This window comes from Halalkalibacter hemicellulosilyticusJCM 9152, from assembly GCF_000513115.1.
Classification (GTDB): domain Bacteria; phylum Bacillota; class Bacilli; order Bacillales; family Bacillaceae_D; genus Halalkalibacter; species Halalkalibacter hemicellulosilyticus.
Genome location: NZ_BAUU01000010.1, coordinates 88,405 through 111,998 on the forward strand (window position 1 = coordinate 88,405; position 23,594 = coordinate 111,998).

Annotated in this window: 27 protein-coding genes and 1 pseudogene; 19 read left to right on the plus strand and 9 right to left on the minus strand. The window is 38.8% G+C overall.

The genetic code is table 11. The annotated features are described in order from the left end of the window. The first annotated feature begins 257 nt into the window (after positions 1 to 257). Genes JCM9152_RS07700 through JCM9152_RS07715 form a run of 4 tightly spaced genes read left to right on the plus strand, consistent with a single transcriptional unit; the run spans position 258 to position 3,815 of the window. Positions 258 to 1,553 carry a homoserine dehydrogenase gene (locus JCM9152_RS07700; protein ID WP_035342830.1) on the plus strand — a complete coding sequence of 432 codons (1,296 nt, stop codon included), beginning with the start codon at positions 258 to 260 and terminating at the stop codon, positions 1,551 to 1,553. A 3-nt stretch (positions 1,554 to 1,556) separates the two neighbouring features. Next, complete coding sequence (gene thrC, locus JCM9152_RS07705) at positions 1,557 to 2,621, plus strand: threonine synthase (RefSeq protein WP_035342832.1); 1,065 nt, start codon at positions 1,557 to 1,559, stop codon at positions 2,619 to 2,621. Beyond that, positions 2,618 to 3,538 carry a homoserine kinase gene (thrB, locus tag JCM9152_RS07710; protein ID WP_035342834.1) on the plus strand — a complete coding sequence of 307 codons (921 nt, stop codon included), beginning with the start codon at positions 2,618 to 2,620 and terminating at the stop codon, positions 3,536 to 3,538. The genes thrC and thrB overlap by 4 nt, the downstream gene beginning before the upstream one ends. A gap of 46 nt (positions 3,539 to 3,584) precedes the next feature. After that, complete coding sequence (locus JCM9152_RS07715) at positions 3,585 to 3,815, plus strand: transcriptional regulator SplA domain-containing protein (protein WP_035342836.1); 231 nt, start codon at positions 3,585 to 3,587, stop codon at positions 3,813 to 3,815. Between the two features lie 141 nt (positions 3,816 to 3,956). On the opposite strand, the gene JCM9152_RS07720 is transcribed toward JCM9152_RS07715, so the two are convergent. Continuing rightward, complete coding sequence (locus JCM9152_RS07720; protein ID WP_035342837.1) at positions 3,957 to 4,196, minus strand: NifU family protein; 240 nt, start codon at positions 4,194 to 4,196, stop codon at positions 3,957 to 3,959. Positions 4,197 to 4,321: 125 nt separating this feature from the next. After that, positions 4,322 to 5,389, minus strand: a complete 1,068-nt coding sequence (locus JCM9152_RS07725; protein ID WP_035342839.1) for an NAD(P)/FAD-dependent oxidoreductase — start codon at positions 5,387 to 5,389, stop codon at positions 4,322 to 4,324. Between the two features lie 229 nt (positions 5,390 to 5,618). Here JCM9152_RS07725 and JCM9152_RS07730 point away from each other — a divergent pair, with 229 nt between their 5' ends. From JCM9152_RS07730 to dapF, 3 genes are read left to right on the plus strand one after another with little or no spacing between them, the layout of a single operon-like run. Further along, complete coding sequence (locus JCM9152_RS07730) at positions 5,619 to 5,855, plus strand: YuzB family protein (RefSeq protein WP_035342841.1); 237 nt, start codon at positions 5,619 to 5,621, stop codon at positions 5,853 to 5,855. Positions 5,856 to 5,884: 29 nt separating this feature from the next. After that, on the plus strand, positions 5,885 to 6,127 hold the full coding sequence (locus JCM9152_RS07735; RefSeq protein WP_035342843.1) for a hypothetical protein: 243 nt from the start codon (positions 5,885 to 5,887) through the stop codon (positions 6,125 to 6,127). Between the two features lie 5 nt (positions 6,128 to 6,132). Then, positions 6,133 to 6,981, plus strand: coding sequence for a diaminopimelate epimerase (dapF, locus tag JCM9152_RS07740; protein ID WP_035342844.1), 849 nt, complete (start codon positions 6,133 to 6,135; stop codon positions 6,979 to 6,981). 702 nt (positions 6,982 to 7,683) lie between these two features. Here the strand turns inward: dapF and mqnE are convergent. Then, positions 7,684 to 8,778, minus strand: a complete 1,095-nt coding sequence (mqnE, locus tag JCM9152_RS07745; RefSeq protein WP_035342846.1) for an aminofutalosine synthase MqnE — start codon at positions 8,776 to 8,778, stop codon at positions 7,684 to 7,686. Between the two features lie 307 nt (positions 8,779 to 9,085). Between mqnE and JCM9152_RS07750 the strand changes: the two genes are divergently transcribed. Then, on the plus strand, positions 9,086 to 9,271 hold the full coding sequence (locus JCM9152_RS07750; protein WP_035342849.1) for an aspartyl-phosphate phosphatase Spo0E family protein: 186 nt from the start codon (positions 9,086 to 9,088) through the stop codon (positions 9,269 to 9,271). 86 nt (positions 9,272 to 9,357) lie between these two features. Continuing rightward, complete coding sequence (locus JCM9152_RS07755; protein ID WP_035342851.1) at positions 9,358 to 9,711, plus strand: HesB/IscA family protein; 354 nt, start codon at positions 9,358 to 9,360, stop codon at positions 9,709 to 9,711. A 118-nt stretch (positions 9,712 to 9,829) separates the two neighbouring features. Here JCM9152_RS07755 and JCM9152_RS07760 read toward each other — a convergent pair. After that, positions 9,830 to 10,821: pseudogene (locus tag JCM9152_RS07760) on the minus strand (NAD(P)/FAD-dependent oxidoreductase). Positions 10,822 to 11,155: 334 nt separating this feature from the next. Here JCM9152_RS07760 and JCM9152_RS07765 point away from each other — a divergent pair. From JCM9152_RS07765 to spsC, 3 genes are all read left to right on the plus strand, one after another. Next, positions 11,156 to 12,352 carry an NAD(P)/FAD-dependent oxidoreductase gene (locus JCM9152_RS07765; RefSeq protein ID WP_035342853.1) on the plus strand — a complete coding sequence of 399 codons (1,197 nt, stop codon included), beginning with the start codon at positions 11,156 to 11,158 and terminating at the stop codon, positions 12,350 to 12,352. Positions 12,353 to 12,742: 390 nt separating this feature from the next. Continuing rightward, complete coding sequence (locus JCM9152_RS07770) at positions 12,743 to 13,060, plus strand: YuiB family protein (RefSeq protein ID WP_035342855.1); 318 nt, start codon at positions 12,743 to 12,745, stop codon at positions 13,058 to 13,060. Positions 13,061 to 13,298: 238 nt separating this feature from the next. After that, on the plus strand, positions 13,299 to 14,000 hold the full coding sequence (gene spsC, locus JCM9152_RS07775) for a stationary phase survival protein SpsC (protein ID WP_035342857.1): 702 nt from the start codon (positions 13,299 to 13,301) through the stop codon (positions 13,998 to 14,000). A 73-nt stretch (positions 14,001 to 14,073) separates the two neighbouring features. Here the strand turns inward: spsC and JCM9152_RS07780 are convergent, their stop codons facing one another. Beyond that, positions 14,074 to 14,550 carry a divergent PAP2 family protein gene (locus JCM9152_RS07780; protein WP_035342859.1) on the minus strand — a complete coding sequence of 159 codons (477 nt, stop codon included), beginning with the start codon at positions 14,548 to 14,550 and terminating at the stop codon, positions 14,074 to 14,076. 498 nt (positions 14,551 to 15,048) lie between these two features. Here JCM9152_RS07780 and JCM9152_RS07785 point away from each other — a divergent pair, with 498 nt between their 5' ends. The 4 genes from JCM9152_RS07785 to JCM9152_RS07800 all read left to right on the plus strand — a co-directional run bounded on the left by JCM9152_RS07785 (position 15,049) and on the right by JCM9152_RS07800 (position 18,909). Continuing rightward, positions 15,049 to 15,564: a TRAP transporter small permease gene (locus JCM9152_RS07785; RefSeq protein ID WP_035342861.1), complete on the plus strand. Its 516-nt coding sequence runs from the start codon at positions 15,049 to 15,051 to the stop codon at positions 15,562 to 15,564. Between the two features lie 35 nt (positions 15,565 to 15,599). Further along, on the plus strand, positions 15,600 to 16,865 hold the full coding sequence (locus JCM9152_RS07790; protein WP_035342863.1) for a TRAP transporter large permease: 1,266 nt from the start codon (positions 15,600 to 15,602) through the stop codon (positions 16,863 to 16,865). A gap of 47 nt (positions 16,866 to 16,912) precedes the next feature. Further along, positions 16,913 to 18,046, plus strand: a complete 1,134-nt coding sequence (gene dctP / locus JCM9152_RS07795) for a TRAP transporter substrate-binding protein DctP (RefSeq protein WP_035342865.1) — start codon at positions 16,913 to 16,915, stop codon at positions 18,044 to 18,046. Between the two features lie 254 nt (positions 18,047 to 18,300). Then, positions 18,301 to 18,909, plus strand: a complete 609-nt coding sequence (locus JCM9152_RS07800; protein ID WP_148296453.1) for a hypothetical protein — start codon at positions 18,301 to 18,303, stop codon at positions 18,907 to 18,909. Positions 18,910 to 19,066: 157 nt separating this feature from the next. Here the strand turns inward: JCM9152_RS07800 and JCM9152_RS07805 are convergent, their stop codons facing one another. Further along, the gene (locus JCM9152_RS07805) at positions 19,067 to 19,657 is read right to left on the minus strand and encodes a biotin transporter BioY (protein ID WP_035342869.1); all 591 of its coding nucleotides are present in this window, start codon (positions 19,655 to 19,657) and stop codon (positions 19,067 to 19,069) included. Positions 19,658 to 19,818: 161 nt separating this feature from the next. Here JCM9152_RS07805 and JCM9152_RS07810 point away from each other — a divergent pair, with 161 nt between their 5' ends. Then, a complete protein-coding gene (locus tag JCM9152_RS07810; protein ID WP_035342871.1) occupies positions 19,819 to 20,301 on the plus strand; it encodes an RDD family protein in 483 nt (160 codons plus the stop codon). A gap of 48 nt (positions 20,302 to 20,349) precedes the next feature. Here JCM9152_RS07810 and hbs read toward each other — a convergent pair whose 3' ends face one another. Both hbs and JCM9152_RS07820 read right to left on the minus strand, forming a co-directional pair. Continuing rightward, complete coding sequence (hbs, locus tag JCM9152_RS07815; protein WP_035342873.1) at positions 20,350 to 20,622, minus strand: non-specific DNA-binding protein Hbs; 273 nt, start codon at positions 20,620 to 20,622, stop codon at positions 20,350 to 20,352. 266 nt (positions 20,623 to 20,888) lie between these two features. Next, the gene (locus JCM9152_RS07820; protein WP_035342875.1) at positions 20,889 to 21,713 is read right to left on the minus strand and encodes a YihY/virulence factor BrkB family protein; all 825 of its coding nucleotides are present in this window, start codon (positions 21,711 to 21,713) and stop codon (positions 20,889 to 20,891) included. Between the two features lie 166 nt (positions 21,714 to 21,879). On the opposite strand from JCM9152_RS07820, the gene JCM9152_RS07825 reads away from it, so the two are divergent. Then, on the plus strand, positions 21,880 to 22,284 hold the full coding sequence (locus JCM9152_RS07825) for a hypothetical protein (protein ID WP_035342877.1): 405 nt from the start codon (positions 21,880 to 21,882) through the stop codon (positions 22,282 to 22,284). 58 nt (positions 22,285 to 22,342) lie between these two features. After that, positions 22,343 to 22,816: an S-ribosylhomocysteine lyase gene (locus JCM9152_RS07830; RefSeq protein WP_035342879.1), complete on the plus strand. Its 474-nt coding sequence runs from the start codon at positions 22,343 to 22,345 to the stop codon at positions 22,814 to 22,816. A gap of 232 nt (positions 22,817 to 23,048) precedes the next feature. Here the strand turns inward: JCM9152_RS07830 and JCM9152_RS07835 are convergent, their stop codons facing one another. Further along, positions 23,049 to 23,594 (minus strand): cysteine hydrolase family protein, encoded by a 546-nt coding sequence (locus tag JCM9152_RS07835; protein ID WP_035342881.1) that lies wholly within the window; start codon positions 23,592 to 23,594, stop codon positions 23,049 to 23,051.

Genomic DNA, 23,594 nt, shown 5'->3' on the forward strand with positions numbered 1-23,594 from the left:
GTGGTCCTTTTTGTTGTTTAGGAAAATTTATACGAATATCTTTCTTTCTAAATCCTCTTTTGAGGTGCTCGTTCGCTATTTATTTACTTGTCATATCGAATCATTTAAAATAAAGAAAGCGCCTTCTCGAAATTTTTCTAATTTTATCGAATTTGTCTATTGTAGTTCCGTAAAAAGAGGTCTATAATGTCCTTTATAGATAAACATTTGTGCATTTTAGGAATACAATATAGAGTGGCGAGAAGGAGTGTAACAGAATGGCAGCAGAAGTGCGTGTTGGTTTAATTGGATTAGGTACAGTAGGTTCAGGTGTGGTTTCGATTATTCAAAGGCACCAAGATGAGTTACGTCATCAAGTCGGTTGTCCTGTAACAGTGAAAAAAGTAGCTGTACGTAATCTAAATAAACAAAGGCCTGTCCATATTGACTCAAATATGATGACGGATCAAATTGAAGATGTACTATTCGATCAAGAAATTGATGTTATTATAGAAGTAATGGGTGGAGTCGATACGACAAGAGAGCATGTGCTCAAGGCGCTGCAAAATGGAAAGCATGTTGTCACCGCTAACAAAGATTTAATGGCCGTACACGGTGCGGAACTATTACGTGTAGCTGCGGAGAATCATTGTGACCTATACTATGAAGCGAGTGTGGCAGGTGGTATTCCAATTATTCGTGGTTTGAGTGATGGGCTATCGGCTGATCGCATTAAGAAAATTATGGGTATTGTAAATGGAACGACAAATTACATTCTAACGAAAATGTCTCAGAATGGAAGCTCGTATGATGATGTATTAAAAAAGGCTCAGGAGCTTGGGTTTGCTGAAAGTGACCCGACAGCAGACGTCGAAGGTCTTGATGCAGCAAGGAAAATGGCGATTTTAGCTACGCTTGGATTTTCGATGGATGTAAGTCTTGATGATGTTAGTGTAAAAGGAATTTCATCTGTTACAGAAGAAGACCTAGATTACTGTGATCAACTTGGGTATACTATGAAGTTAATAGGTTTAGCGCAGCGTGATGATGGCCGTGTTGAAGTAAGTGTAGAACCGACTCTATTGCCGAAGCAGCATCCACTATCTTCAGTGCATAATGAGTACAATGCGGTTTATGTATATGGTGAAGCGGTTGGTGAAACGATGTTTTATGGACCTGGAGCAGGATCATTGCCAACAGCAACTGCTGTTGTATCTGATTTAGTCTCCGTTATGAAGAACATGCGCTTAGGTGTTTGTGGCAATGCGATTCAAGAACCGTTGCATAAGCGAACGTTAAAGGAAGATAAGGAAATTGACTCAAAGTATTTCTTACGCTTACGTGTGATTGATAAAGCGGGTACATTTCAAGCTGTTACGAGCTTATTTGCTAGTTATGATGTCAGCTTCGAGAAGCTGTTGCAATTACCAATTGAAGGTGAAGAAGTAGCTGAAGTGATTGTAATCACACACCATACAAACAAAGAAAATTATTTAAAGCTTTACAAAAAACTATCTGAGCTTGATGTCATTGAATCGATTGAAAGCTGCTATCGTGTTGAGGGAGGAAAATAAATCATGAGTCGTTGGAAGGGATTACTTCAAGAGTACAAAGATTTTTTACCAGTAAATGAAGAGACACCATTATTAACATTACAAGAGGGGAATACACCACTTGTACCACTTATCCACTTGTCGAAGGAGTGGGGGGTTGATGTGCATGTGAAATATGAAGGAGCAAACCCAACGGGATCGTTTAAAGACCGTGGAATGGTTATGGCGGTTGCCAAAGCAAAGGAAGAAGGCAGCGAAGCGATTATTTGTGCGTCAACAGGGAATACATCAGCTGCAGCGGCTGCATATGGTGCAAGAGCTGGATTAAGATGTATCGTTGTTATTCCTGAAGGGAAGATTGCATTAGGGAAGCTTGCTCAAGCTGTTATGTACGGAGCTGAAGTTCTTGAAATTCAAGGTAACTTTGATAATGCTCTTGATATTGTTCGTGAAATTAGTAAGACAGAACCTATTACTCTTGTAAATTCAGTCAATCCATATCGGATTGAAGGACAAAAGACGGCAGCATTTGAAGTGTGTGATGTGTTAGGAAAAGCGCCGGATGTATTAGCAATTCCAGTTGGGAACGCAGGCAACATTACTGCTTATTGGAAAGGGTTTAAGGAGTACGATGAGCAAAAAGGAACAGGCTTACCAGAAATGCGTGGATTCGAAGCGGAAGGTGCTGCTGCTATCGTTCGCAATGAAGTGATTGCAGAGCCAGAAACGGTTGCGACGGCAATTCGAATTGGAAATCCAGCAAGCTGGAATCAAGCAGTAGCAGCAGCAGAGGAGTCTAATGGTAAGATTGATTATGTAACAGATGAAGAAATTCTTGAGGCGTATCAGCTGTTAGCGCAGCGTGAAGGTGTATTTGCAGAGCCTGCGTCTTGCGCGTCAATTGCTGGTTTGATCAAACAAATTAAGTCAGGTGAAATTAAAAAAGGTTCAAGTGTAGTATGTGTCTTAACAGGGAATGGGTTAAAAGATCCGAATACGGCGATTGACACAGTTTCGGTTAAGCCAACATTATTACCGAATGATCGTGAAGCATTCCTTTCCCATCTTAAGGGTGGTGTATCATCATGAGCCAAGAGCCTTTTATGATAAAGGTTCCGGGAAGCTCAGCGAACTTAGGACCGGGATTTGATTCGGTAGGACTTGCGGTTAATCGTTACTTAACACTAGAAGTTCAACGAGCGAATTCATGGTTGTTTACATCGTCCTCACCTGGACTTGAAGACGTTCCGAGTGGAGAAGATAACTTAATTTGTGAAGTAGCCTTACATGTTGCAAAGGAATTAGGTGGGGTATTACCAACATGTAAAGTAAATATGATTAGTGATATTCCGTTAGCGCGTGGCTTAGGAAGTAGTGCAGCAGCGATTGTAGCTGGAGTTGAGCTAGCTAATCAGTTACTAGGAGAACCTTTAACGTTAGAGGAGAAGGTGCGTTACTCATCTTTGTGGGAGGGGCACCCAGATAATGTAGCAGCTTCTGTTTATGGGGGACTTGTTATTGGCACACATACTGAGGAAGCTACCGATGTCATTTATGGGGGGATTCCTGAAGTAGATCTTGTTTTACTCGTTCCTTCAGAGGAATTGAAGACGAAGAAGGCACGAGGGGTTCTACCAACTGACCTCACCTATAAAAGCGCTGTACGCGCGAGTAGTGTAGCGAACGTACTTATTGCTGCATTACTACAAGGAAATTGGCAACTTGCAGGAAAGATGATGACAGAAGATTTGTTTCACCACCCTTATCGACTCGCACTCGTACCTCATATGGAGGAAGTCATACGAGTTGTTCAACAAGAAACGATTGCTTATGGAGTCGCATTGAGTGGCGCTGGTCCTACGATGCTATGTTTAGCGCCGATGAATCGTGGAGAAGAGTTAAAAGAACAGCTTCAACGAACATTCCCATCATTAGAAGTGCAAGTGATGCAACCAGCAGTTGCTGGTATTGAAGTGCAACGGGAGTCCTTGCACGTCAGTGAATAATGGATATGAAAGCGGGCATTCTATAGAAAAAAGGAGGATGCCCGCTATGTTGTCTTTAAATGATCTAGTAGAAGGTCAACAAGTGTATGTTATTTATCAGAATCCACATACCCCTTCCGTTTCCACGATACAAGAAGCGACGATTGCAAGAGATCCAGAAAATCCTGAAATGCTTTCATTGTTATTATATGATTTCTATCATCCAATCGAAGAAGATGATGCGATTTTTGCGACGTATGAATCGGCTGAATTACTCTATAATCAATTCATTATGTAGATAAGAATAAGAGTAAGGTGCAATGTTAGTTATCATATTTTCATGAAAAAAAGGAGCCAATGAATGAACATTGGGCTCCTTTTACTCATCAATTGAAGGTAGCATCACACCAACCAAGACGAAAAAGGTCTTTGTCTATGATTAGAATACTTGCTCGATTTCTTTTACTCCCGGTACTTCCTCAAGAAGAGCGCGTTCAATACCTGCCTTCAACGTAATGGTTGAACTTGGGCAAGAGCCGCAAGCACCAAGAAGACGTACTTTAACAATACCATCTTCTACGTCAACAAGCTCAACATCTCCACCATCTCGTAATAAGAATGGACGAAGCTTATCTAATACTTCTTTCACTTGTTCTGTCATTTCAGTACTTGTTGCCATATGAAACAACTCCTTTCTATACTCTTTATTATAAAGGTCTAACGAAAAAAAATCCATGAATCTGCTTGTTTTTTTAGAATAGAGCCAACTATTTCATTTTTATTATTAGGATGTAAAAATAAGTCCTATGAGCCAGAATGATATTTATACATCCATAGAACGCCACTCTTTAACACACGTGGTACTCGCCCAAGTAATGTACGCTCTCCCATCAATCCGAAACCGTGTTTTTTTCCTAAAGAGCCTAAAACCCCTTTGAGCTTAATTTTTGGTAACTGTTCAGGTAGTGGTTCATTATTCCATTGTTTCTTTAATATCGTGACAATTTGCTCGCCTTGTCCTTCAGCAAGCTGCGCGCTCGGAGCATGAGGTAAGCTAGCGCAATCACCTACAACAAATACGTCTTCATCTGTCGGCAGAAAATGCTGTGGAGTTAGAATAATTCTATCATGTGCATCTTTTTCGACATCTAGATTACGAACGACTTCAACAGGTTGAACGCCTGCTGTCCAAATAATCGCATCACTCTTTATTTTCTCATCATGGTTATATAAACCATCTTCCTCAACTTTTGTAATGTTTGATTTATTTATAACTTCAACGCCGTGTTCAATAAACCAATCTTGAACATATGTGCTTAATTTTCGTGGAAACATGGAAAGGATAATTTCACCACGATCAAATAATTTAATCGTTAAATCGGGTCTGCTTTCACGTAATTCACTTGCTAATTCTACTCCACTTAAACCTGCACCGACAATCGAAATAATTCCATTTGGTTTAACATTATTGATCGTTTCGTATGTCTTACGAGTTGCGTCCATAGACTGAATACTATGAGTAAATTCCTTTGCACCGGGAACATTGTGATATTTATCTTCACAACCCAGACCAATGACCAGTTTGTCATACGTCAGTACACTTTCGTCCTTGAATTGAATCTGTTTGTCTTGAAGCTGAATAGAAGTGACTGTTCCATAGCGAATAGAAACACGTTGATCATCAGGAAAAGCAACACGTAGGTTGTGATCAGCCGCTGTACCGGCAGCAAGTGCATAGTATTCTGTCTTAAGACAGTGATAGGGAAGTCGATCAACTAATATAATTTCAATATTGTCTGGTAAGTCAGGAAGTAAGCGTTGGATAATTCGCATTCCACCATATCCACCACCGAGAATAATTAATTTCTGCATAAGAGTCTCCTTTGACATGAAAGTGAAAGTAAGAAAATTGCAAACGATTGCATTTAAAGGATTACCTTTACTTAATGATATTGTCAGTTTGATTATATCAATTTGAGATAAAATAACAACAAATTGGTGAACTTTTTGATTATTGTGTGTATTGTGAAAAAAGATAAACTTAATTGACTTCTCCCATGAGCGAGAGTAGCATAAATGTTAGATCAAATGAGGTGAAAGTATGCGACCAATTATTGAATTTTGTTTAAGCAATTTAGCAAGTGGCTCTCAGGAAGCGATGGAAATGCTAGAGAAGGATCCTAACTTAGATATTATTGAATATGGATGTTTGAATCATTGTGGTCAATGTGCACTTGCTCCTTTTGCACTGGTAAATGGTGAATATATTACCGGAGAAACCAATGAAGAGCTTGTCGATCACATCTATGAATATTTGGAAGAGAATCCGATGTTCTAATGAAGTGGGAAAATGAGGAGAGATAAAAAATGGAGATGATTCCTTTTACTCATACGTGGCCATATGAGATGATGATGGGAGATATTTATTTCCAATCATGTCCATTTTGTCATGAAGAACAAGTGAGAACCAATATGAAGAAAGCAGAGTTTCAACGAGCGCACGAAGGAATTAAAACAAGGCTAATCATGCCCTGCTGTCATGGAGTTATGACGATACTAGAGGCTGATGATGATTATTTTTGGACAGACAAGCCATTGCGAAAGGGGTAACAGATATGCAATTTACAAAGATGCATGGACTTGGAAACAGTTATGTTTATGTTGATGTGTTTAAGCAGTCATTAAATGAAGAGGAACTACCAAAGCTTGCGATTGAAGTGGCTGATAAAAATAAGGGAATTGGCTCTGATGGATTGATTTTAGTAGCTCCATCAGAACAAGCTCCAGTTAAAATGAGGATATTTAATAACGATGGCTCTGAAGCAAAAAATTGTGGAAACGGGTTAAGGTGTGTGGCAAAGTTTGCTTATGAGAACGATTATGTGACAGAGGAGACCTTTACCATTGAGACACTAGCAGGACTTGTGGAAGCAGAAGTACATGTGGAAGCAGAACGTGTCACAAATGTCACCATTAACATGGGCAAACCGATTTTGCACCGGGAACGTATTCCGATGCTTGGAGAACCGATTGAACAGGTAGTAGCTGAACCATTTTTAGTAGGTGAAGAAACTGTAGATGTAACGGCTGTTTCAATGGGAAACCCCCATGCAGTTATGTATGTTGACGATATTGATCAAGCTCCTGTTTCGACAGTTGGTCCTTTAATGGAGAAGGATGAACGCTTTCCTGATTGGGTAAATGTTGAATTTGTTGAAGTTGTTTCTGAACATGAGCTTCATTTTCGAGTTTGGGAAAGAGGGTCTGGGATTACACAAGCGTGTGGAACTGGAGCGTGTGCAGCTGTTGTTGCTTCTGTACTTAATGGATATTGTCATAAAGGGGAAGAGGTTGTTGTCCACTTATTAGGGGGAGACTTACGCATTACTTGGAATGAGGATGGTGATGTACTCATGACAGGTGGAGCAGAAGTAATTTGTGAAGGGATATTTAAACGTAAGTAATGAATAAGAATTTATAAGTGGTTTCCAAGATGAATCGTTCCCAGGGACAGTGGAGGGATAGAGGGCGTGGTCGTAGAAAGGTCATGTGCTGTATGCGGTTCCTCACTCCTCTGTTTCATTTTTGCTGCAATATCGGCAGGGGGATTCCTTATTGGCGTGCGCTCTTTCATGCTCTGAGAGAAGAGAGAGAAGGCCACTGAAAAAGTTAAAACGAAACTTTTTCAGTGGCCTTATGAAAGAGCGGAGTACGACGACGAGGCAGGTGACCTCGTCTGACATGTGTTCCTCGTTCCTCTATTCACTTTGTATGTCCCTTTTTACTGTTATTACGGTCTCCTCATTCCTCTATTTCGAGTTTTATTTCTTCTTTTGACCTTGTTTAGCTCAAATAGCGGAATGAGGATTCCTTTTTCTTCTCAGGAAGCAGGCTTTTCCTGATTTAGGGGCAGGAGGATTCCCTTTTTTTTGTGCGCTCCTGATGTTTTTTCACCAGTGGATAGAGAAAAGAAGGTGTAGACGAATTCGTGTGGCGTTGGTATCGCTCGTTACGCGTTTTTCTGACAGAACCCCGCTTTCAAAAAAACTTAACCCAGTTGTACGGCTCCACACAACGCTAATAAGAAAAGACCGCTACTGGAGGATACCGAAAAAGTTAAAAACCAAACTTTTTCAGTGCCCTTGCTACTGCGGTCTTTTCTTAGGTTAATATTCTTTAATAACGTTATAGAATGTATCTCGTTCAACAGGCGTTTTGCCTGCGCTCTTTATAAGATATATCAGTTCTTCACGTGTAATTCCTTGAGAGGTTAGAGCACCAACCGAGTGAGAGATGCGCTCTTCAATTAAAGTTCCATGAATATCACTTGAACCGAATGTTAATGCCATTTGCGTTAATTGAACACCGATATTAATCCAATATGCTTTAATATGGTCGAAATTATCAAGCATCAGACGACTTATCGCGAGTGTACGCATGTCATCAAACGCACTAGTACGGCGTTTTAAGCCAGCTTTTACACTGCGGGGCTGCATCGCTAATGGTATAAAGACCATAAAGCCGTTCGTGCGATCTTGAAGTTGACGCAGACGATCCATATGAATAAGACGCTCTTCCATTGATTCAATTGAACCATAGAGCATAGTAGCATGTGTCTGTAATCCAAGTCCATGAGCAATTTCATGTGCTTCAAGCCATTGATCAGTTGATGCCTTCTCAGGGCTCATCTTAGCACGGTATCGTTCCGTTAAGATTTCTGCACCGCCGCCAGGGAGTGTATCAAGTCCAGCTTTCATTAATTCTTCTAAAACTTCCTTCATTGTTAATCCTGATATTCTAGAGAAAAATTCAATTTCAGCACCGGTATATGCCTTTACTGTTACGTGTGGATAATGCTTTTTCAATGTGCGTATCGTGTCTAGATAGTAATCAAAGGGAAGTTCATTGTTATGGCCACCAACGATGTGGAATTCACGAATGTTATCGTTCCAGCGTTGTTCAACATACTCTAATAATGCTGCTTCATCCATCGTATAGGCGCCTTCCTGTCCTGGCTTTCGTTTGAAGCCACAAAAGCCACAGTTCGCTTCGCATACATTTGTTGGGTTAATGTACATATTTTCAATGAAATAAACACTTTGACCATTTTTCTTTATGTTCACTTGGTTGGCTAGTTGTGCGATACCAAGGAGGTCAGGTGATTCAAATAGGTACAAACCATCTTCCATACTTAAACGAACCTGGTTATGTACTTTCTCAGCAATTGCTTCTAGTTTTGTGTCAGTTAACATGATGCTCATATATTCGTTCCCCCATTTCCTTAGCCTTTAATGCTAATTCCATATTAAATTAATTAAGAAACTTATGCAGAAAAAGAGGGCTACACCCTCTCAATGTCGAAATAATTGATATATCATTGACGTTTAGAAAGCTCTATTTTCTATTATACTATTAGTTTGAAGTGAATGAAAGGAAGACATCTATTCCACATTGTAACATAATTGTTCGTAAAAATATGGAATCGTATTGGTAATTATTGCGTTCTAACTGTTAGTTTTGTAAACTAAAGGTAGCTGAAGAATCAGTATTTGGAGAGAGGTGATAGGGATGTGTAATGTAAGCCATGAAGCCTATTTTAAGAAAATAGAGGACCTACGTTATAAGATGATTGATGCTGCGAAAGAATATGGAATGAATCACCCTATTGTCCTACAATACAGTCAAAAATTAGATCATACGCATAATGAACTAATGATGATTACCAATACAACTTCTCAGTTAAACAATCATTGATGTTGTTCCATAAAATGAAGTCGTCTTCCTTGAGTGGTAAGGAGTAAATGACGTATAATAGAAATAGTGTTAGGAGGAGGGATGTTATGATTAAAATAACGGAATCCGCCGTGAGTCAAATCTTAAGTATGAAAGAAGCAGAAGGTGATGACACTCTTATGCTCCGTTTTGGAGTAAAAGGTGGGGGCTGTAGTGGTCTTTCATATGGTATGGGTTTTGACAATCAAAAAACGGAAGATGATGAACAATTTCACATTGATGGATTAGATGTGTTAATTGATAAGGACAGTATTCCTATAGTGAAAGACGTAGTCGTCGATTATAAGCAAAATATGATGGGGGGCGGATTCACAATTGATAATCCAAATGCGATTGCCAATTGTGGCTGTGGCTCATCATTCAGAACAGCAACTAATGCTGGAACACCAGAGGAATGTTAATACTACGTGAAAACGTGGCTATCTATAGAGGTAGCCACGTTTTCTCTTTATATATAAGATTAATCAAGGGCAAAGTCGATTCCCAGATGCTCCATATAACGATCATCCACGAATGCTTTTAAAAAAGGCTTGTGCTATGTCCAGGGAATACTTTTGCAGTCGGATCGATGTATGTTTTGGCGTTGTTAATCGCAGTAGGAGCCTCTCCAAAGCCAGTTGCAATTAACTTAACCTTACCTTCGTATGTACAAACATCACCTGCAGCATAAATACCAGGAAGGTTTGTTTCCATTTTAGTATTTACCTTGATAGCATTTCGCTCAATGTCCAGGCCCCATTTTTTGATTGGGCCAAGAGAAGAAACAAAGCCGAAATTAACAATGACAGAATCGACATCTATTGTGTGTGTCTGACTCCCTTTGATCTCAGCGAGTTTGACTTGATTAATCGCCTCTCCATTCCCAATTAACTCTTGAATTTGGAACGGTGTTAAGATTTTCACGTTTGATTTCTTTAACAAGTCGAGGCTGTGCTCATGAGCACGGAATTTGTCACGGCGGTGGATAAGAGTAACTTCCTTTGCAATCGGTTCAAGCATTAATGACCAGTCGACTGCGGAATCCCCTCCCCACATACGATTACGCGCTTCCCTGCGAAAGCACTCAAATCTTGAATGAAATAGTGTAAATTCTTTCCTTCGTAATTACTGGCGCCTTCTACTTCTAACCGTCTAGGCTGAAAGGCACCAGCACCTGCTGTAATGATAACAGCTTTGGTAAAATGAGTATCTTTATCTGTTTGGATAATATAAGATTCATCTTCTTGTTTAATCAATTCTTGTACAGACTGCTCTAAAACAATCGTGGGGTTAAATTGACTTGCTTGTTCAGCAAGGCGGTCAACTAGCTCTTGGGCACGAACCTTTGGAAAACCAGCAACATCGTAAATATACTTTTCAGGATAGAGGGCAGATAATTGTCCCCCTAGTTGTGGCATACTTTCAATTATTTTGACTTTTGCTTGTCTCATTCCACCATAAAAAGCAGCGAAGAGCCCAGTAGGTCCTCCTCCGATAATTGTAATATCATACATATTTGTTGAATCTGACATGTTCGGTCACCTCCGAGTATTCATATGAATTATTATATGCACAAATAGAAACAAAAAGAAAGAAAGTAAGGGGAACCTTCTTATGAATATTCCTCATTGTGTTCGCTTACATTAAGAGTAGGTAAAATATAAGAAGATACGTCATGGTATTTATTGAAATGTTTAAAAAGTAGTTGAAATATGTCAAGAAAACGCATATTATAGTACTGTGTTGAGTGAATTCTTTGCGAGATTATCTGACAAACTATTTCTTTGTTTCTATTCGTGAAATTATTCACAAAAAGTTCGTTGCAATTTTCTATGAAAATCTATACAGAAAGCGGAAGTGATTTTGTTGAAGAAGCCCAATATTGTCCTTTTAGGTGCCGGATATGGTGGTATGATAACGGCAGCTCGTTTATCAAAGAAGGTAGGTCATGATGCTAATATTACACTAGTTAATAAGCATGATTACCATTACCAAACGACATGGTTACACGAACCAGCAGCAGGTACATTATCAGCTGATCGTACTCGTATGCCAATTGATAGCGTTCTTGATTTAAATAAGATTAACTTTGTAAAAGATGAAGTTGTAGAAATTAAACGGGAAGAGAAGAAAGTTGTTTTAAAGCAAGGTGAATTAGAATATGATTACCTTGTTGTTGGATTAGGTTCTGAAGCAGAGACATTTGGTGTTCCGGGTGTTCATGAGTATGCTTATTGCAAATGGACAGTAAACGGTGTTCGTGAAGTAAAGGAGCATATTGAATATCAATTTGCTAAGTATAACAATTTATCTGAAAAGAAGGACGAGTTGTTAACATTTATCGTTGCAGGAGCTGGATTCACTGGTATTGAATTTATTGGTGAACTTTCTGAGCGCGTTCCAGAGCTTTGCAAAACATACGATATTCCACAAGAAAAAGTAAAAATGTATGTGATTGAGGCAGCGCCAACAGCACTTCCTGGTTTTGATCCAGAGCTTGTTGAATATGCAATGAACTTACTGGAGAGCCGTGGAGTTGAATTCAAGATCAACTGCCCAATTAAGGAAGTGACAGAGGCTGGCGTCATTCTTGCAAGTGGTGATGAAATTAAAGCCGAGACGGTCGTTTGGGCAACTGGAGTTCGAGGCAGCTCGATTATCGAAAAATCTGGCTTTGAAGCAATGCGTGGTCGTATAAAAGTCGAACCAGATTTACGTGCACCAGGTCATGAAGATGTATTCGTCATTGGTGATTGTGCGCTAATTATTAATGAAGAAATTAATCGGCCGTATCCTCCAACTGCTCAAATTGCGATGCAAATGGCTGAAACCTGTGCAAGCAATATAAAAGCATTGATGGATGGAGGTTCATTACAATCATTTACTCCAGAGATTAAAGGGACTGTTGCTTCATTAGGTGGGAAAGAAGCAATTGGAGTCGTAGGATCGAAAAAGTTATTTGGATCAACTGCTAATTTCATGAAAAAGATGATTGATAATCGTTATTTATTTTTATTAGGTGGACCGGGACTTGTCCTAAAGCGCGGTAAGAATCCTATGTAATAAAATGTGATAAAAATGGCGTAAGAGGTACTCCCTTTTACGCCATTTTTTTAACACCAGTAGGGTGGCGTTGCTCGTTTCAAAAGCTTGTTAGGTAGTTTTTCTTAAAAGCTAAGAATTTATAAAGTTCGAGGAAGGAAATGTGAGAAGAATCGAAGAAGCTAGTGGGACCATTCAAAGAAGAGCGTTAGCTTCGCGCGTTACACGTTATTCTGAAAGAACCCCACTTTCAGAATAACTAAAAACCGTTGTAACGGCTCCGCGCAACGCAATTAAGAAAAGACTGCTGCGCAGTTTTTCTTAATGTAACAATTTGTTCATAACGTATGTTATTGACTGTCATTTTAAATGTTGATTAAATTATAACAGGTACTATTGGGGGTGCAATGGGTGAGTATACCACAATTAATTATTTCAATTGTGCTATTCCTAGTTCTCTTTTTTGGGATAGGTTTTTTGTTAAATATGATTTTACGCTCAACATGGATCATGGCATTTATTTATCCTCTTGTGATTATATGGATTGTAAATGATGCTCGTTTAGTTGAGTATGTTACACAGCCTGCGGTGGCGTTTTCGTCTATTGGGGAAAGCGTGTTTTCTTTGCAGCCTGTCGATTTGATTATTTTGTTAAGTGGTTTTGCTGGAGCGATTATTTCAGGTGTAGTGATTAAAATGCTTCGTGTTCGTGGCTATCAGATGTTTTAGCAGAAAGGGTATGGTAAAGGAAACTTTGCTGTACTCTTTTTTGTGCTGAAGATCCGTCTGAAATCCAAAGCGAAAACGACAACTCCTGAGATGAGGGCACTGAACTAACTGGCTACGCCTGTGGATTTCAGCATACCCTAAGAGCACTTATATGGAAAAGCGCATGTCAAATTTCGATTTTTACGTATAAATCATTTTACTTCTGGGGATGATGATTTCATGAGAGGAGTGAAATCGATTGGTGCTTATCAAAACGTTAAGTCGAAATTTAGTTGTGTTTGTGCTATTTATGACAGCATTATTGACGACGTTTGAAACCTTCTCCAATGTGAGTGCGGCTGAGCTGCAACGATGGATTTACGAACAAGTGAAAAATTCTCAAGATGAAGAATTACATACAGCAAGAGACAGTGGTGAAAAACGGTCGTCCTTATCATTAAGATCTTTACCTTTTTTGTCAACGAGCGAGAAGGCAATGTCTCAAGAGGTTGTGGAGTCAGATCCTGTTTCTTTGGAAGACGCGATAGACTGGTCACAATATCCTTCAAATCGTGTTGTAGCAACTGGATATACAGCAGGGTATGAATCGACAGGGAAAAACCCTGATCATCCGAGCTATGGCATTACGTATTCTGGTGTACGAGTGAAGAGAGACCTTTATTCAACGATTGCAGCAGATACAAGTATTTATCCGATTGGAACCATTTTGTTCATCCCAGGTTATGGGTATGGAGTTGTAGCAGATACTGGCTCTGCTATTAGAGGGAATAAAATTGATCTTTACTATGAGACTGTTAGCGATGTGTATGATCAATGGGGGAAGAAGGAAGTGGACGTCTATTTAGTAAAGAAAGGCGAAGGACAGCTATCAGAAGAAGAATTAATTGATATGAATGAAGAGGAAACGGTTCAAGTATTTCGTAACCAAATGGAATTTTAAATGAAAAAGAGTGAGATACGACTATAATATACCGTACCTCACTCTTTTTTTGATAAAAAAGTCAGTGCGTTTTTTAATGTACGATCGCGTGTAAGGCGAGTGTGAGAATAATACCAAGTAATGCTCCGAAAAAAACCTCAATTGGCTGATGTCCTAATAGTTCCTTAAGCTCTTTTCTTTTTTCATTCTCTTCCTTTTTCGGCCACGTTTTTACTTCAGACAATAGTTTATTAAAATCAGTTACGAGCTGATTAATGACAGTGGCGTGGTAGCCTGCGTGTCGTCTAACTCCCGTTGCATCAAACATGACAATAATTCCAAAAACAGCAGCGATCGCAAAGACCGATGAATCAAGTCCGAACTCGAGCGCAATCGCTGTTGATAACGATGTAACAGCTGCAGAATGCGAACTTGGCATACCACCAGTGCTCGTTAATAATGACCATTCGATTTTTCGTGTTGCAATGAAATTTAATGGAACTTTCACAAATTGGGCAAACCCAATCGCAAACAGTGAAGCCCACAAAGGGAAGTTTTGGAATATTTCCATAAGTGCATATACGTCCTTTCGCATCTATCTGATAAAGTCGGTTCTTATTATTAATATGTGGATATTTCTATTGTTTTACTATAGAAAAAGATAATAGAAGCATCAAGATTTCATTAAGTTTTTATTATAGCACAGTCTTATTTGCCTGTCTTTTTTTGAAGGAAGTCGCATACATAGAATAAAGGCGTGTATTTGTATGTTGACTCCAGATAGAAGGAAGGAGGGATTCAAAGTAAAGTATAAATTAGTGGTTTTAATGTTATATCCAAATATTTCAATATTGATATGGAGTATTTGGGATTATTTAGATGCTGAGAAGAGTATCTTTTTAGCTCAGTTGTATGACTTTGTCTCACACAGCAATATGCAATCTTATCCGATGTTAAGCCAATATTTCGCATTTGAGCGCAGTTTGTGAATTCTGTATCATAATATATATCGTTGCTTTAAACGTTTACATTATGTTGGTGACGTTTGAAGAGAGGAGGAGAAAGGCTCTTGGGAGTTCTGAAGAAGCTTGATCAATGGGTGATTAAGATAGAAGAATGGATTCTTAGCTATGCCATTATAACCATTGCCGTTATGGTTATTGGAAATATGTTAAGTCGAACGATAACAGGATCAAGCTGGGCTTTTTCAATGGAAGTGAGTAATTTTGCCGTTATTATTGCTACTTTTTTAGGGATTAGCTATGCAGCTAGGAAAGGAAGGCACATTAGTATGTCTGCTTTCTATGATTTAGCTCCTTTCCCTATTAGAAAGGCATTAGCCATTTTTATACCAGCTGTAACAGCATTGACGTTATTGGTCTTAGCATGGTTTAGCTTTAGCTACTTTCAGGCGTTGTATGAGTCTGGTCGAGTAACTACAGCCATGCAATTACCTGCTTATATTTTTGCGTTTTTTGTACCGATAGGCTTCGTTTTTGGCAGCATTCAATTTATGCGTAATATGTGGATTAATATTAAAGAAAAAGATGTATATTTAGCACAGGAACGGAAAGATTATTCTTAATATTCTGAATCTATAAAGACTGTGAGGAACAATGTATGCTAGCGACTATGCTAATCGTAATGATCATATTGCTTTTTTTGGGGTTTCCAATGATGATTCCTATATTTGTCGCGTCGATCATTGCTGTGTTATTTTTCTTACCTGTAGATCCTTCCTTTTTAGCGCAACAAATGATAAATGGTATTTCTTCTTTTGAGTTACTAGCCGTTCCGTTGTTTATTTTTGCTGCGGATATTATGTCTTCCGGAAAGACATCTAAAAGGTTGCTAGACTTTGTTGGAGCATTTGTTGGGCATATTCGTGGTGGCTATGCGATTACGACAGCGGCTACATGTACGTTATTTGGATCTATCTCAGGTTCTACCCAAGCTACCGTAGTGGCAATCGGTAGACCTATGAGAGAACGGTTGTTGAAGGTTGGTTACAAGGATTCAAGTGCGATTGCTTTAATTATCAATGCTAGTGATGTTGCACTTTTAATACCACCAAGTATTGGTATGATCATCTATGCTTTATCTGCCCCACGTGTATCTTTAGGTGATCTATTTATCGCTGGGATTGGTCCAGGAATTTTAGTATTATCTTTGTTTGTGATTTACAGTTATATTCACGCAAGAATATTTAATATCCCATTGGGAGAAAAGCTACCTTGGCGAATGAGAGGTAAATTTACGGTTAAAGCTCTCCTGCCACTTGGTTTCCCCGTTATTATTATTGGTGGTATTTATTTAGGCTACTTCAGTCCGACAGAAGCAGCTGGGGTTTCGGTTTTATATGCACTTATTCTAGAAGTACTTATTTTTAAAACGATAAAAATACGTGATATCTCAAAGATTGCACTATCTACTGGATTAGTAACAGCTGCGGTATTTATATTAGTAGCAGCAGGGCAAGCTTTCGCTTATGTCATCGCGAGAGCACGTATACCGCAAATGTTGTCAGAAACGGTTCTCGGTAATGATCCGTCGGCCTTATATGTGCTATTAATTGTCGCAATATTCTTCTTTGTTGGGTGTATGTTCGTCGATCCGATTGTCGTTATTTTAATTTTGACGCCGATCTTTTATCCAGCAGCCATTGCGGCTGGTGTCGACCCTATTCATTTAGGAATTGTCATTGTATTCCAGGCGGCATTAGGTTCTGCGACTCCTCCATTTGGAGTCGATATATTTACAGCGAGTGCTGTATTTAACAAATCATACTTAGATGTTATTAAAGGAACACCACCGTATATTATTATGTTGTTAATAGCAGCGGTGTTGATTATATTATTTGAAGAAATATCTCTATTTTTGCTATAGGAGATCATTTCTTTTAAATAAAACTATATTTTTATAGGGGGAATTAGATGTTTTTTAAGAAAAAAGGTTGGAAAGCTTTTGCAGTAGCAGGTGCTCTTTCAGTTGCATTAGCAGCGTGTGGAGGAGAAGATACGGATGGCGATTTAGGAGAAGATCCAGTAGATCCTGATACGAATGGCGATGAAGCTCCTGCGGATGAAGGTTCTGATGGTGCAGCTATTGAAGAATCGTACCACTGGGATTTCGTAACTGAAGAAGTTGATGGTCAAGTTCAATATGAATATGCGCAGCAATTTGCTGATCTCTTAGAAGAAAAATCAGATGGAAAAATTACAATGGATGTTTGGGAATATGGTGCATTTGGAGGAGCTACAGAGGTTGACCAAGTGGAGTCACTTCAAATGGGCGATGTAGAGTTTGCGATTGTTTCACCTGGTTTTACCGGTGGAATGGTTCCTGAGGGCCAAGTGTTCGCTCTTCATTTCCTTTTCCCAGATGACTTAGAGGTAACACAAGAAATTTTGAATACGAGTGAAGCATTAAATGTTCACTTAGCAGAAATGTATGAAGCACAAGGCATTAAGCCACTGGCATTCTTCACTGAAGGTGCGATGCAATGGACCGGTAACCGTGAGTTACGTACACCAGACGACTTTAATGGTTTCCAAATGCGTACACAAGAGTCTCCATTAATTATGAGTTCCTATGAAGCGTATGGTGCTGATCCAGCTCCGTTAAGCTGGGGTGAGTTATACTTAGCTCTTGATCGTGGAAATCGTGATGGACAAGAAAACCCTATCTTCTTTATTGAAGATGCTTCATTCCATGAGGTTCAAGATCATATGACGATTTCTAACCACAATAACTATGTGGCGATGACAACAGTGAACCCTGATTTTTACAATGAATTACCTGATAACGTTCGTGCGTTAATTGATGAGACGGTTGAAGAGATGCAACCAATTGTATTTGACATGCAAGCTGGAATGAATGAAAGCTATTTAGACTCAATTATTGATGATACAGAAACACCAACAGAGGTTATTACATTAACGGAAGAAGAGCGTGAAGCTTTCCGTGAATTAGCACTGCCAATTCGTGATGAATTCCGTGACAGTGTTGGTGAAGATGGTGCAGCGATGTTAGACTTACTAGAAGAGGAAATTGCGGCATTCGAATAATTCATGCTTAGAATGAAGAGCGCTTCTTTAAAAGGGGCGTTCCAGCCTGTCGGCAAGTCTCGCAAAAGCGAGATAGTCGACAGGCTTTTTTGTGATTAGAGAGTAAAGTCCCTTCTGGGAGGCACGCACTATCCGGAGAACATGAGAGCTAGTGGTAACTTTAAAAGGCTGTTGCTCAATATTCTTAATAAATATGAAACTAAATGATGCTTTCATTCGTTTATATAAAGAGAGACATTAAAGGAATGAAGGAAATGGAAAAAGGAAGAATATGTTTATGGTTGTTGGTCGGTTTTTTATTATGTGGGTGTCAAACAAACTCCATGCAGGAAGAGGTTATCATAAAACAATTTGATCAATTCTTTGAGCAAATTCGAGTTCTCTTTGGTCACCATATTAAGGAAGATGGCGTGTTTTTTAATGAGCATTATCATACAGAAAACGATATAAATGAGAAGCTGGCTCCATTAATGACTGACGAAGGAATGGATCAGCTGTTAGATGAATTATATGAATTTAAAACTGGAAAATACGTGTACAATGGTAAGCTCCAAGAATATTTACATGAGAGAAGTCAAGCTGACTATTACCCGACTTTGCGAAGCACTGTATTTAATCCTGGGATTCGAATGATTCTCGAGGAGGATTTGAACATTTCAATAGAAGGAAACAAAGCAAAAGTGATAGCAGAGAATGCACCTGTCCTATATTATGATGAAAATAGTCCATACGGGCAGCACCATTTTGGCATGTTAGGCTACCCTGCGATAGATTACTTAACGGTTCATGTTGATATGGAACGTGAAGGGGAGGAATTTTTCATTTCATCCTTTTCAATTGAAGCAAGTTCATCATTGAATTAGGGGATAACTGAAATCGATAATAAATTCCGATTAGAATATGAAAGAAGTGTAAGCGGACTGAATTAGTAAAGGCTTGGATGATGAGAGAACTCTCTTCATCCAAGCTTTTATGCTTATGTAACGCCTTTTTCGTTGTCATGTTACGAATCCTGGGGCTTTAAGCAGCTTTTGATCGACTTGTTGGATTTGATAATTGCACCATATGATAGACTCGTTTCGCTAGTATAGCTGCAAAGCAAGTAAAGATAAAATCTTTTACAAATGGGGCTGCCATCCAAGCCCAAACGGTTCCATAGCTGACCGCTTCTCCGTCTGCTAGCAAATTTAGATTCACGTACATGTAATTTGTTCCGAGTAAATAATTGATTAATAGACCAACAAAGCACGCGATGAAAAAGGTCGAAATATTCTTCTCTTTGCTCTTCTCAATGATCCATCCAGCTACAAACGCTAAAATAATAAATGATAGCAAAAAACCAAAGGTTGGACTGACAAAGGTAGAAAATCCGCCTCTAAATTGTGCAAACACAGGAAAACCAACTAACCCTACGACAATGTAAACAATCATAGAAATAGATCCTAGTCGTTTTCCTAGTAATGCTCCTGCCAACATTGCAAAAAACGGTTGCAAAGTAATAGGTACAGAACCTATTACGAGAAACGATGTGACATTTGCACCAATGGTCATTAATGCGGCGAATAAAGCTACGTATACAATTTGTCTTGTTTGAAATGTCTGTTTGATCATAATCACCTCCTTGTAAGTGCTCTATAGTAGAATAAAATGGAAAGGATTAATTGTCAACCTAATTTAATTTTATGTTGACAATTAATTTTGCAAAAATGGTGGCATTCAATTCCATTAATTTGTATAATAAGAACAGTTTGATAATATAGGAGGTTTATAGAATGACACAAAACCCAGCAGGATTTTGGATTCGCTTAGGGGCGAGTATTCTTGATGGTATCTTTATTAACATCGCATTTTTCGTTATCTTTTTACTTATACCCTTACCTGGTGCAAGTGTAGAGTTATTTAATTTAGAGGATATCATTGTGTACACGCAAGAACAATTATTAAAAGATACGATTCTGGGAATTGGAAATCTTTTATATATGCTAGTGATTCCAGTCGTTTGGTTTGGTTTTACAGTTGGTAAACGTATTTGTGGTGTTCGTATCGTGAAATTAGATGGTTCGAAATTGGGAATTGGAGCGATGATTTTACGAACAGTCGTTGCTGGAATACTTTACACTGTATCATTTGGACTTTTGTTAATTATTAGTGGTCTAATGGTTGCATTCCGTCAAGATAAGCGTAGTATTCACGATTTCATTGCTGGAACATATGTGACTCGTGATTTACCTGAACAAATTGCAGAAAATGAATAATGACTAGAAAGAAGTTGATCTTGCTTAAGCAGGATCAACTTCTTTCGTTTACTTAACAGCTTCTTTCAATTGTTTTCCAGCTTTGAAAGCAGGGGTTTTCGTCGCTGCAATATCAATTTCCTCACCAGTTTGTGGATTACGCCCTTTTCTTGCTGCTCTCTCTCGAACTTCAAAGTTACCAAATCCGATTAATTGAACCGTTTCACCTGATGATAACGTTTCTGAAATGACCTCAAAAACAGCGTTAACTGCAGTGTTTGCATCCTTCTTAGATATTTGTGAACGTTCAGCTACAGCTTGTACGAGTTCAGTTTTATTCATTGCCTTTCATCTCCTTATTTTCAATGAGTATTGCTACTTTCCTGCTACCATCATGACCATTTTCTCCTGTTTTATACGTTTAATATGAAATTTAATAGCTTTTTTTGTGTAATCAGAACCGAAGAAGCTAGTGGGACAATGCAATGGAGAGCGTTGGTTGCGCACGTTACGCGCTTTTCTGAAAAAAACCACTTTCAGAAAAACGTAAACCCGTTGTAAAGACTACGCAAACGCAATTAAGAAAAGACGCTGTCGCGTTTTTCTTATTAAAACCTCTTTGTTCTGTGTAATTCATATAAGACAGCGTTCACTTGACCGCCAACAACAAGAATGATACCAGATAAGAAGAACCATAGCATAAGGACAATGACTCCACCAAGACTCCCATATGTAGCTGAGAAATTGCCAAATTGACTAATGTAAGTAGAAAATGCAATCGAAATAAACTGCCAACCTATCGTTGCTACAAAGGAACCTATTAATACTTGCGAAAAAGTCAGTTTCACATTTGGTGCTAATCGATAGATAATCATAAGAAGAAAGGACATTAATGAAATCCCAATAATCCAACGTAACATCTTTAATACTGTTGTCGTTTCATCTGGAAGAAAGAAGAAACGATCCAATATTGTAATGATCAAGTTTCCGAAAACGGGTAATAGCAGAGTGATAACAATCACAAAGATCATCGATATCGTTAAGCCAATAGAAAGTAAGCGAAGCTGTATGAAATTTCGGGTTTCCTCTACATCATAGGATCTGTTTACAGCTCGAATAAGGGCATTAATTCCATTTGATGCAGACCATATTGTAGCAAGAATCCCAAATGACAGCAGACCGCCTTGTCGTTCGCTGACTACTTCAAAAATGGTTGTAAAAAGAACATCAGCCAATTCGTCTGGAACATAGTCGGTAATGAAATGTTGTAAGCCATCTGTGTCAAATTGAAAGTATGGAACAAGTGCTAGTATAAAAATAAGCAATGGAAAGATTGAAAGCATAAAGTAGTAAGCTAAAGTTGCAGCCCAATCAAGAATAGGATCTGATTTGAGGCGATGTATGAGTGTCTTCGTGAAATGTGACGTGTTCAAATTCGTTTCTCCTTCCTAATAAATAGTGAATCCGTTTCTGTAAGCTCGTATCTACTACTTAGCATAAAATAGATGAAAAAGAATAGAAAGTGTTGGCTTGTATATCCCCTTCTTTTCCTTCGCTCAAACTTATGTATAATAGGGAGGTGAGAGGAGTGAAAAATGTATGTATAAAGCTAAAGAATCACCGTTTATTTGGATTGCATGGATTGTATTAGCATTAATGTATGGCTCCGTTTTAGATAATGGGTTTCAATATATCGCATATGCTAGTATTATCCTGTTTCTAGCCTTTTTAACAATTTCTTATGAGTTTGAGGTGAAGGAAGGTCGCTTATTGTATCGAACGCTCATTTTACGAAAGGTTATTGGGACACGAGAATTTCAAGTAACAGACATTAAGAAAATTTCTTTTATAAAATTCGCAAAGCGTACCCTTATCGTCATTCATCCAAAGAAAGGCTTACGAATTAAATTAAAACGCTTTGAGCCAGCTGGGTTGTCTGAAGAGATGCTCGAATTTTCGAATGAGCATGATATAGACAAAGAAGTATTTGGGAAAATGTCTTAATCATTTTAGAAATCGTGTTGCTATGTTACGATGGAGACAAAGAGGAGGAGGTATTCTCATGCCAACAGTTGAAAGCTTTGAACTTGATCACACAATTGTAAAAGCGCCATTTGTCAGGCCGTGTGGAACGATTCCAGTAGGATCTGATGGAGAAGTAAACAAGTTTGATATTCGGTTTTTTCAGCCGAATAAACAAGCGATGAAGCCTGATGTTATTCATACAATGGAGCATTTACTTGCCTTGAATATTCGTCGATTCGCTGAGAAATATGAGCATTTTGAAGTAATTGATTTGTCACCGATGGGCTGTCAGACAGGATTTTATTTAATTATGAGTGGGAAGCCAACGGTTGATGAGCTCATTGATATTTTGGAAGAAACGATGAACTATTCACTTGAGCTAACAGAAGTCCCTGCTGCTACGGAAAAGCAATGTGGGCAAGCGAAGCTCCATGATTTAGAGGGGGCAAAACGGTTAATGAGTTATTGGTTACAGCATGATAAAGCGGCGCTGAGGGAAGTGTTTGCATAATAAGGAGAAAGGTGAACCTATCCAGGGATTCACCTTTCTCTATATAAGGAGAGCAGGATCTAGTAACTCAGGCTCCACTCATTGCCAGGCTTGCAAAATCAGGCAACGGCGGCTACGCACATTACTTAAAGGCCACTGAAAAAGTAAAAATCATACTTTTTCAGTGGCCTCCTATGTAAGGGCAAGGAAAAATTAACAGCCAAGTGTGAGCGTTCTTCTCGATTAGGAAGTGTTATGAGGAGAACCATGGGCTAATGTCAGCTTTTAAGACATGTTTCATGAGTTCAAGCGCATGGTCATTTCGACTAGTCGTTTGTGAAGCGACTGCATCAGCCGGGATATGCAGGTCGTATCCGCGCATATAGCCGTCATTGGCCGTAAATTGAACACACATGTCGGCAGAGACCCCCGTTAGGATAAGTGATTGAATGTGTAAATGATCAAGTAATAGATGAAGTGGTGTACAAAAGAAACCTGAATATTGTGGTTTCAAAATGAAGTAGTCATCCTGTTCGGGTTGAAGAAGTTTAGCGATTGGTTGTCCTCTTACAGGCTGTTCTGCACAATGAGAAACGATATGACGAAAATCGGACTGCCACCTCCCATAATTATCATTTATATAAATGGTGGGTGTTCCTTCGCTCTTAAGCTGTTTCTTCATGGCTTTAATCGTATGTGCCGCTTTCATAGCGTATGGAATGAGCTGATCTCCGTGCTTAAATTCAAAATCATTTATCATATCAATAATTAGTAGTGCTTGCTTCTTTTTACTATACAT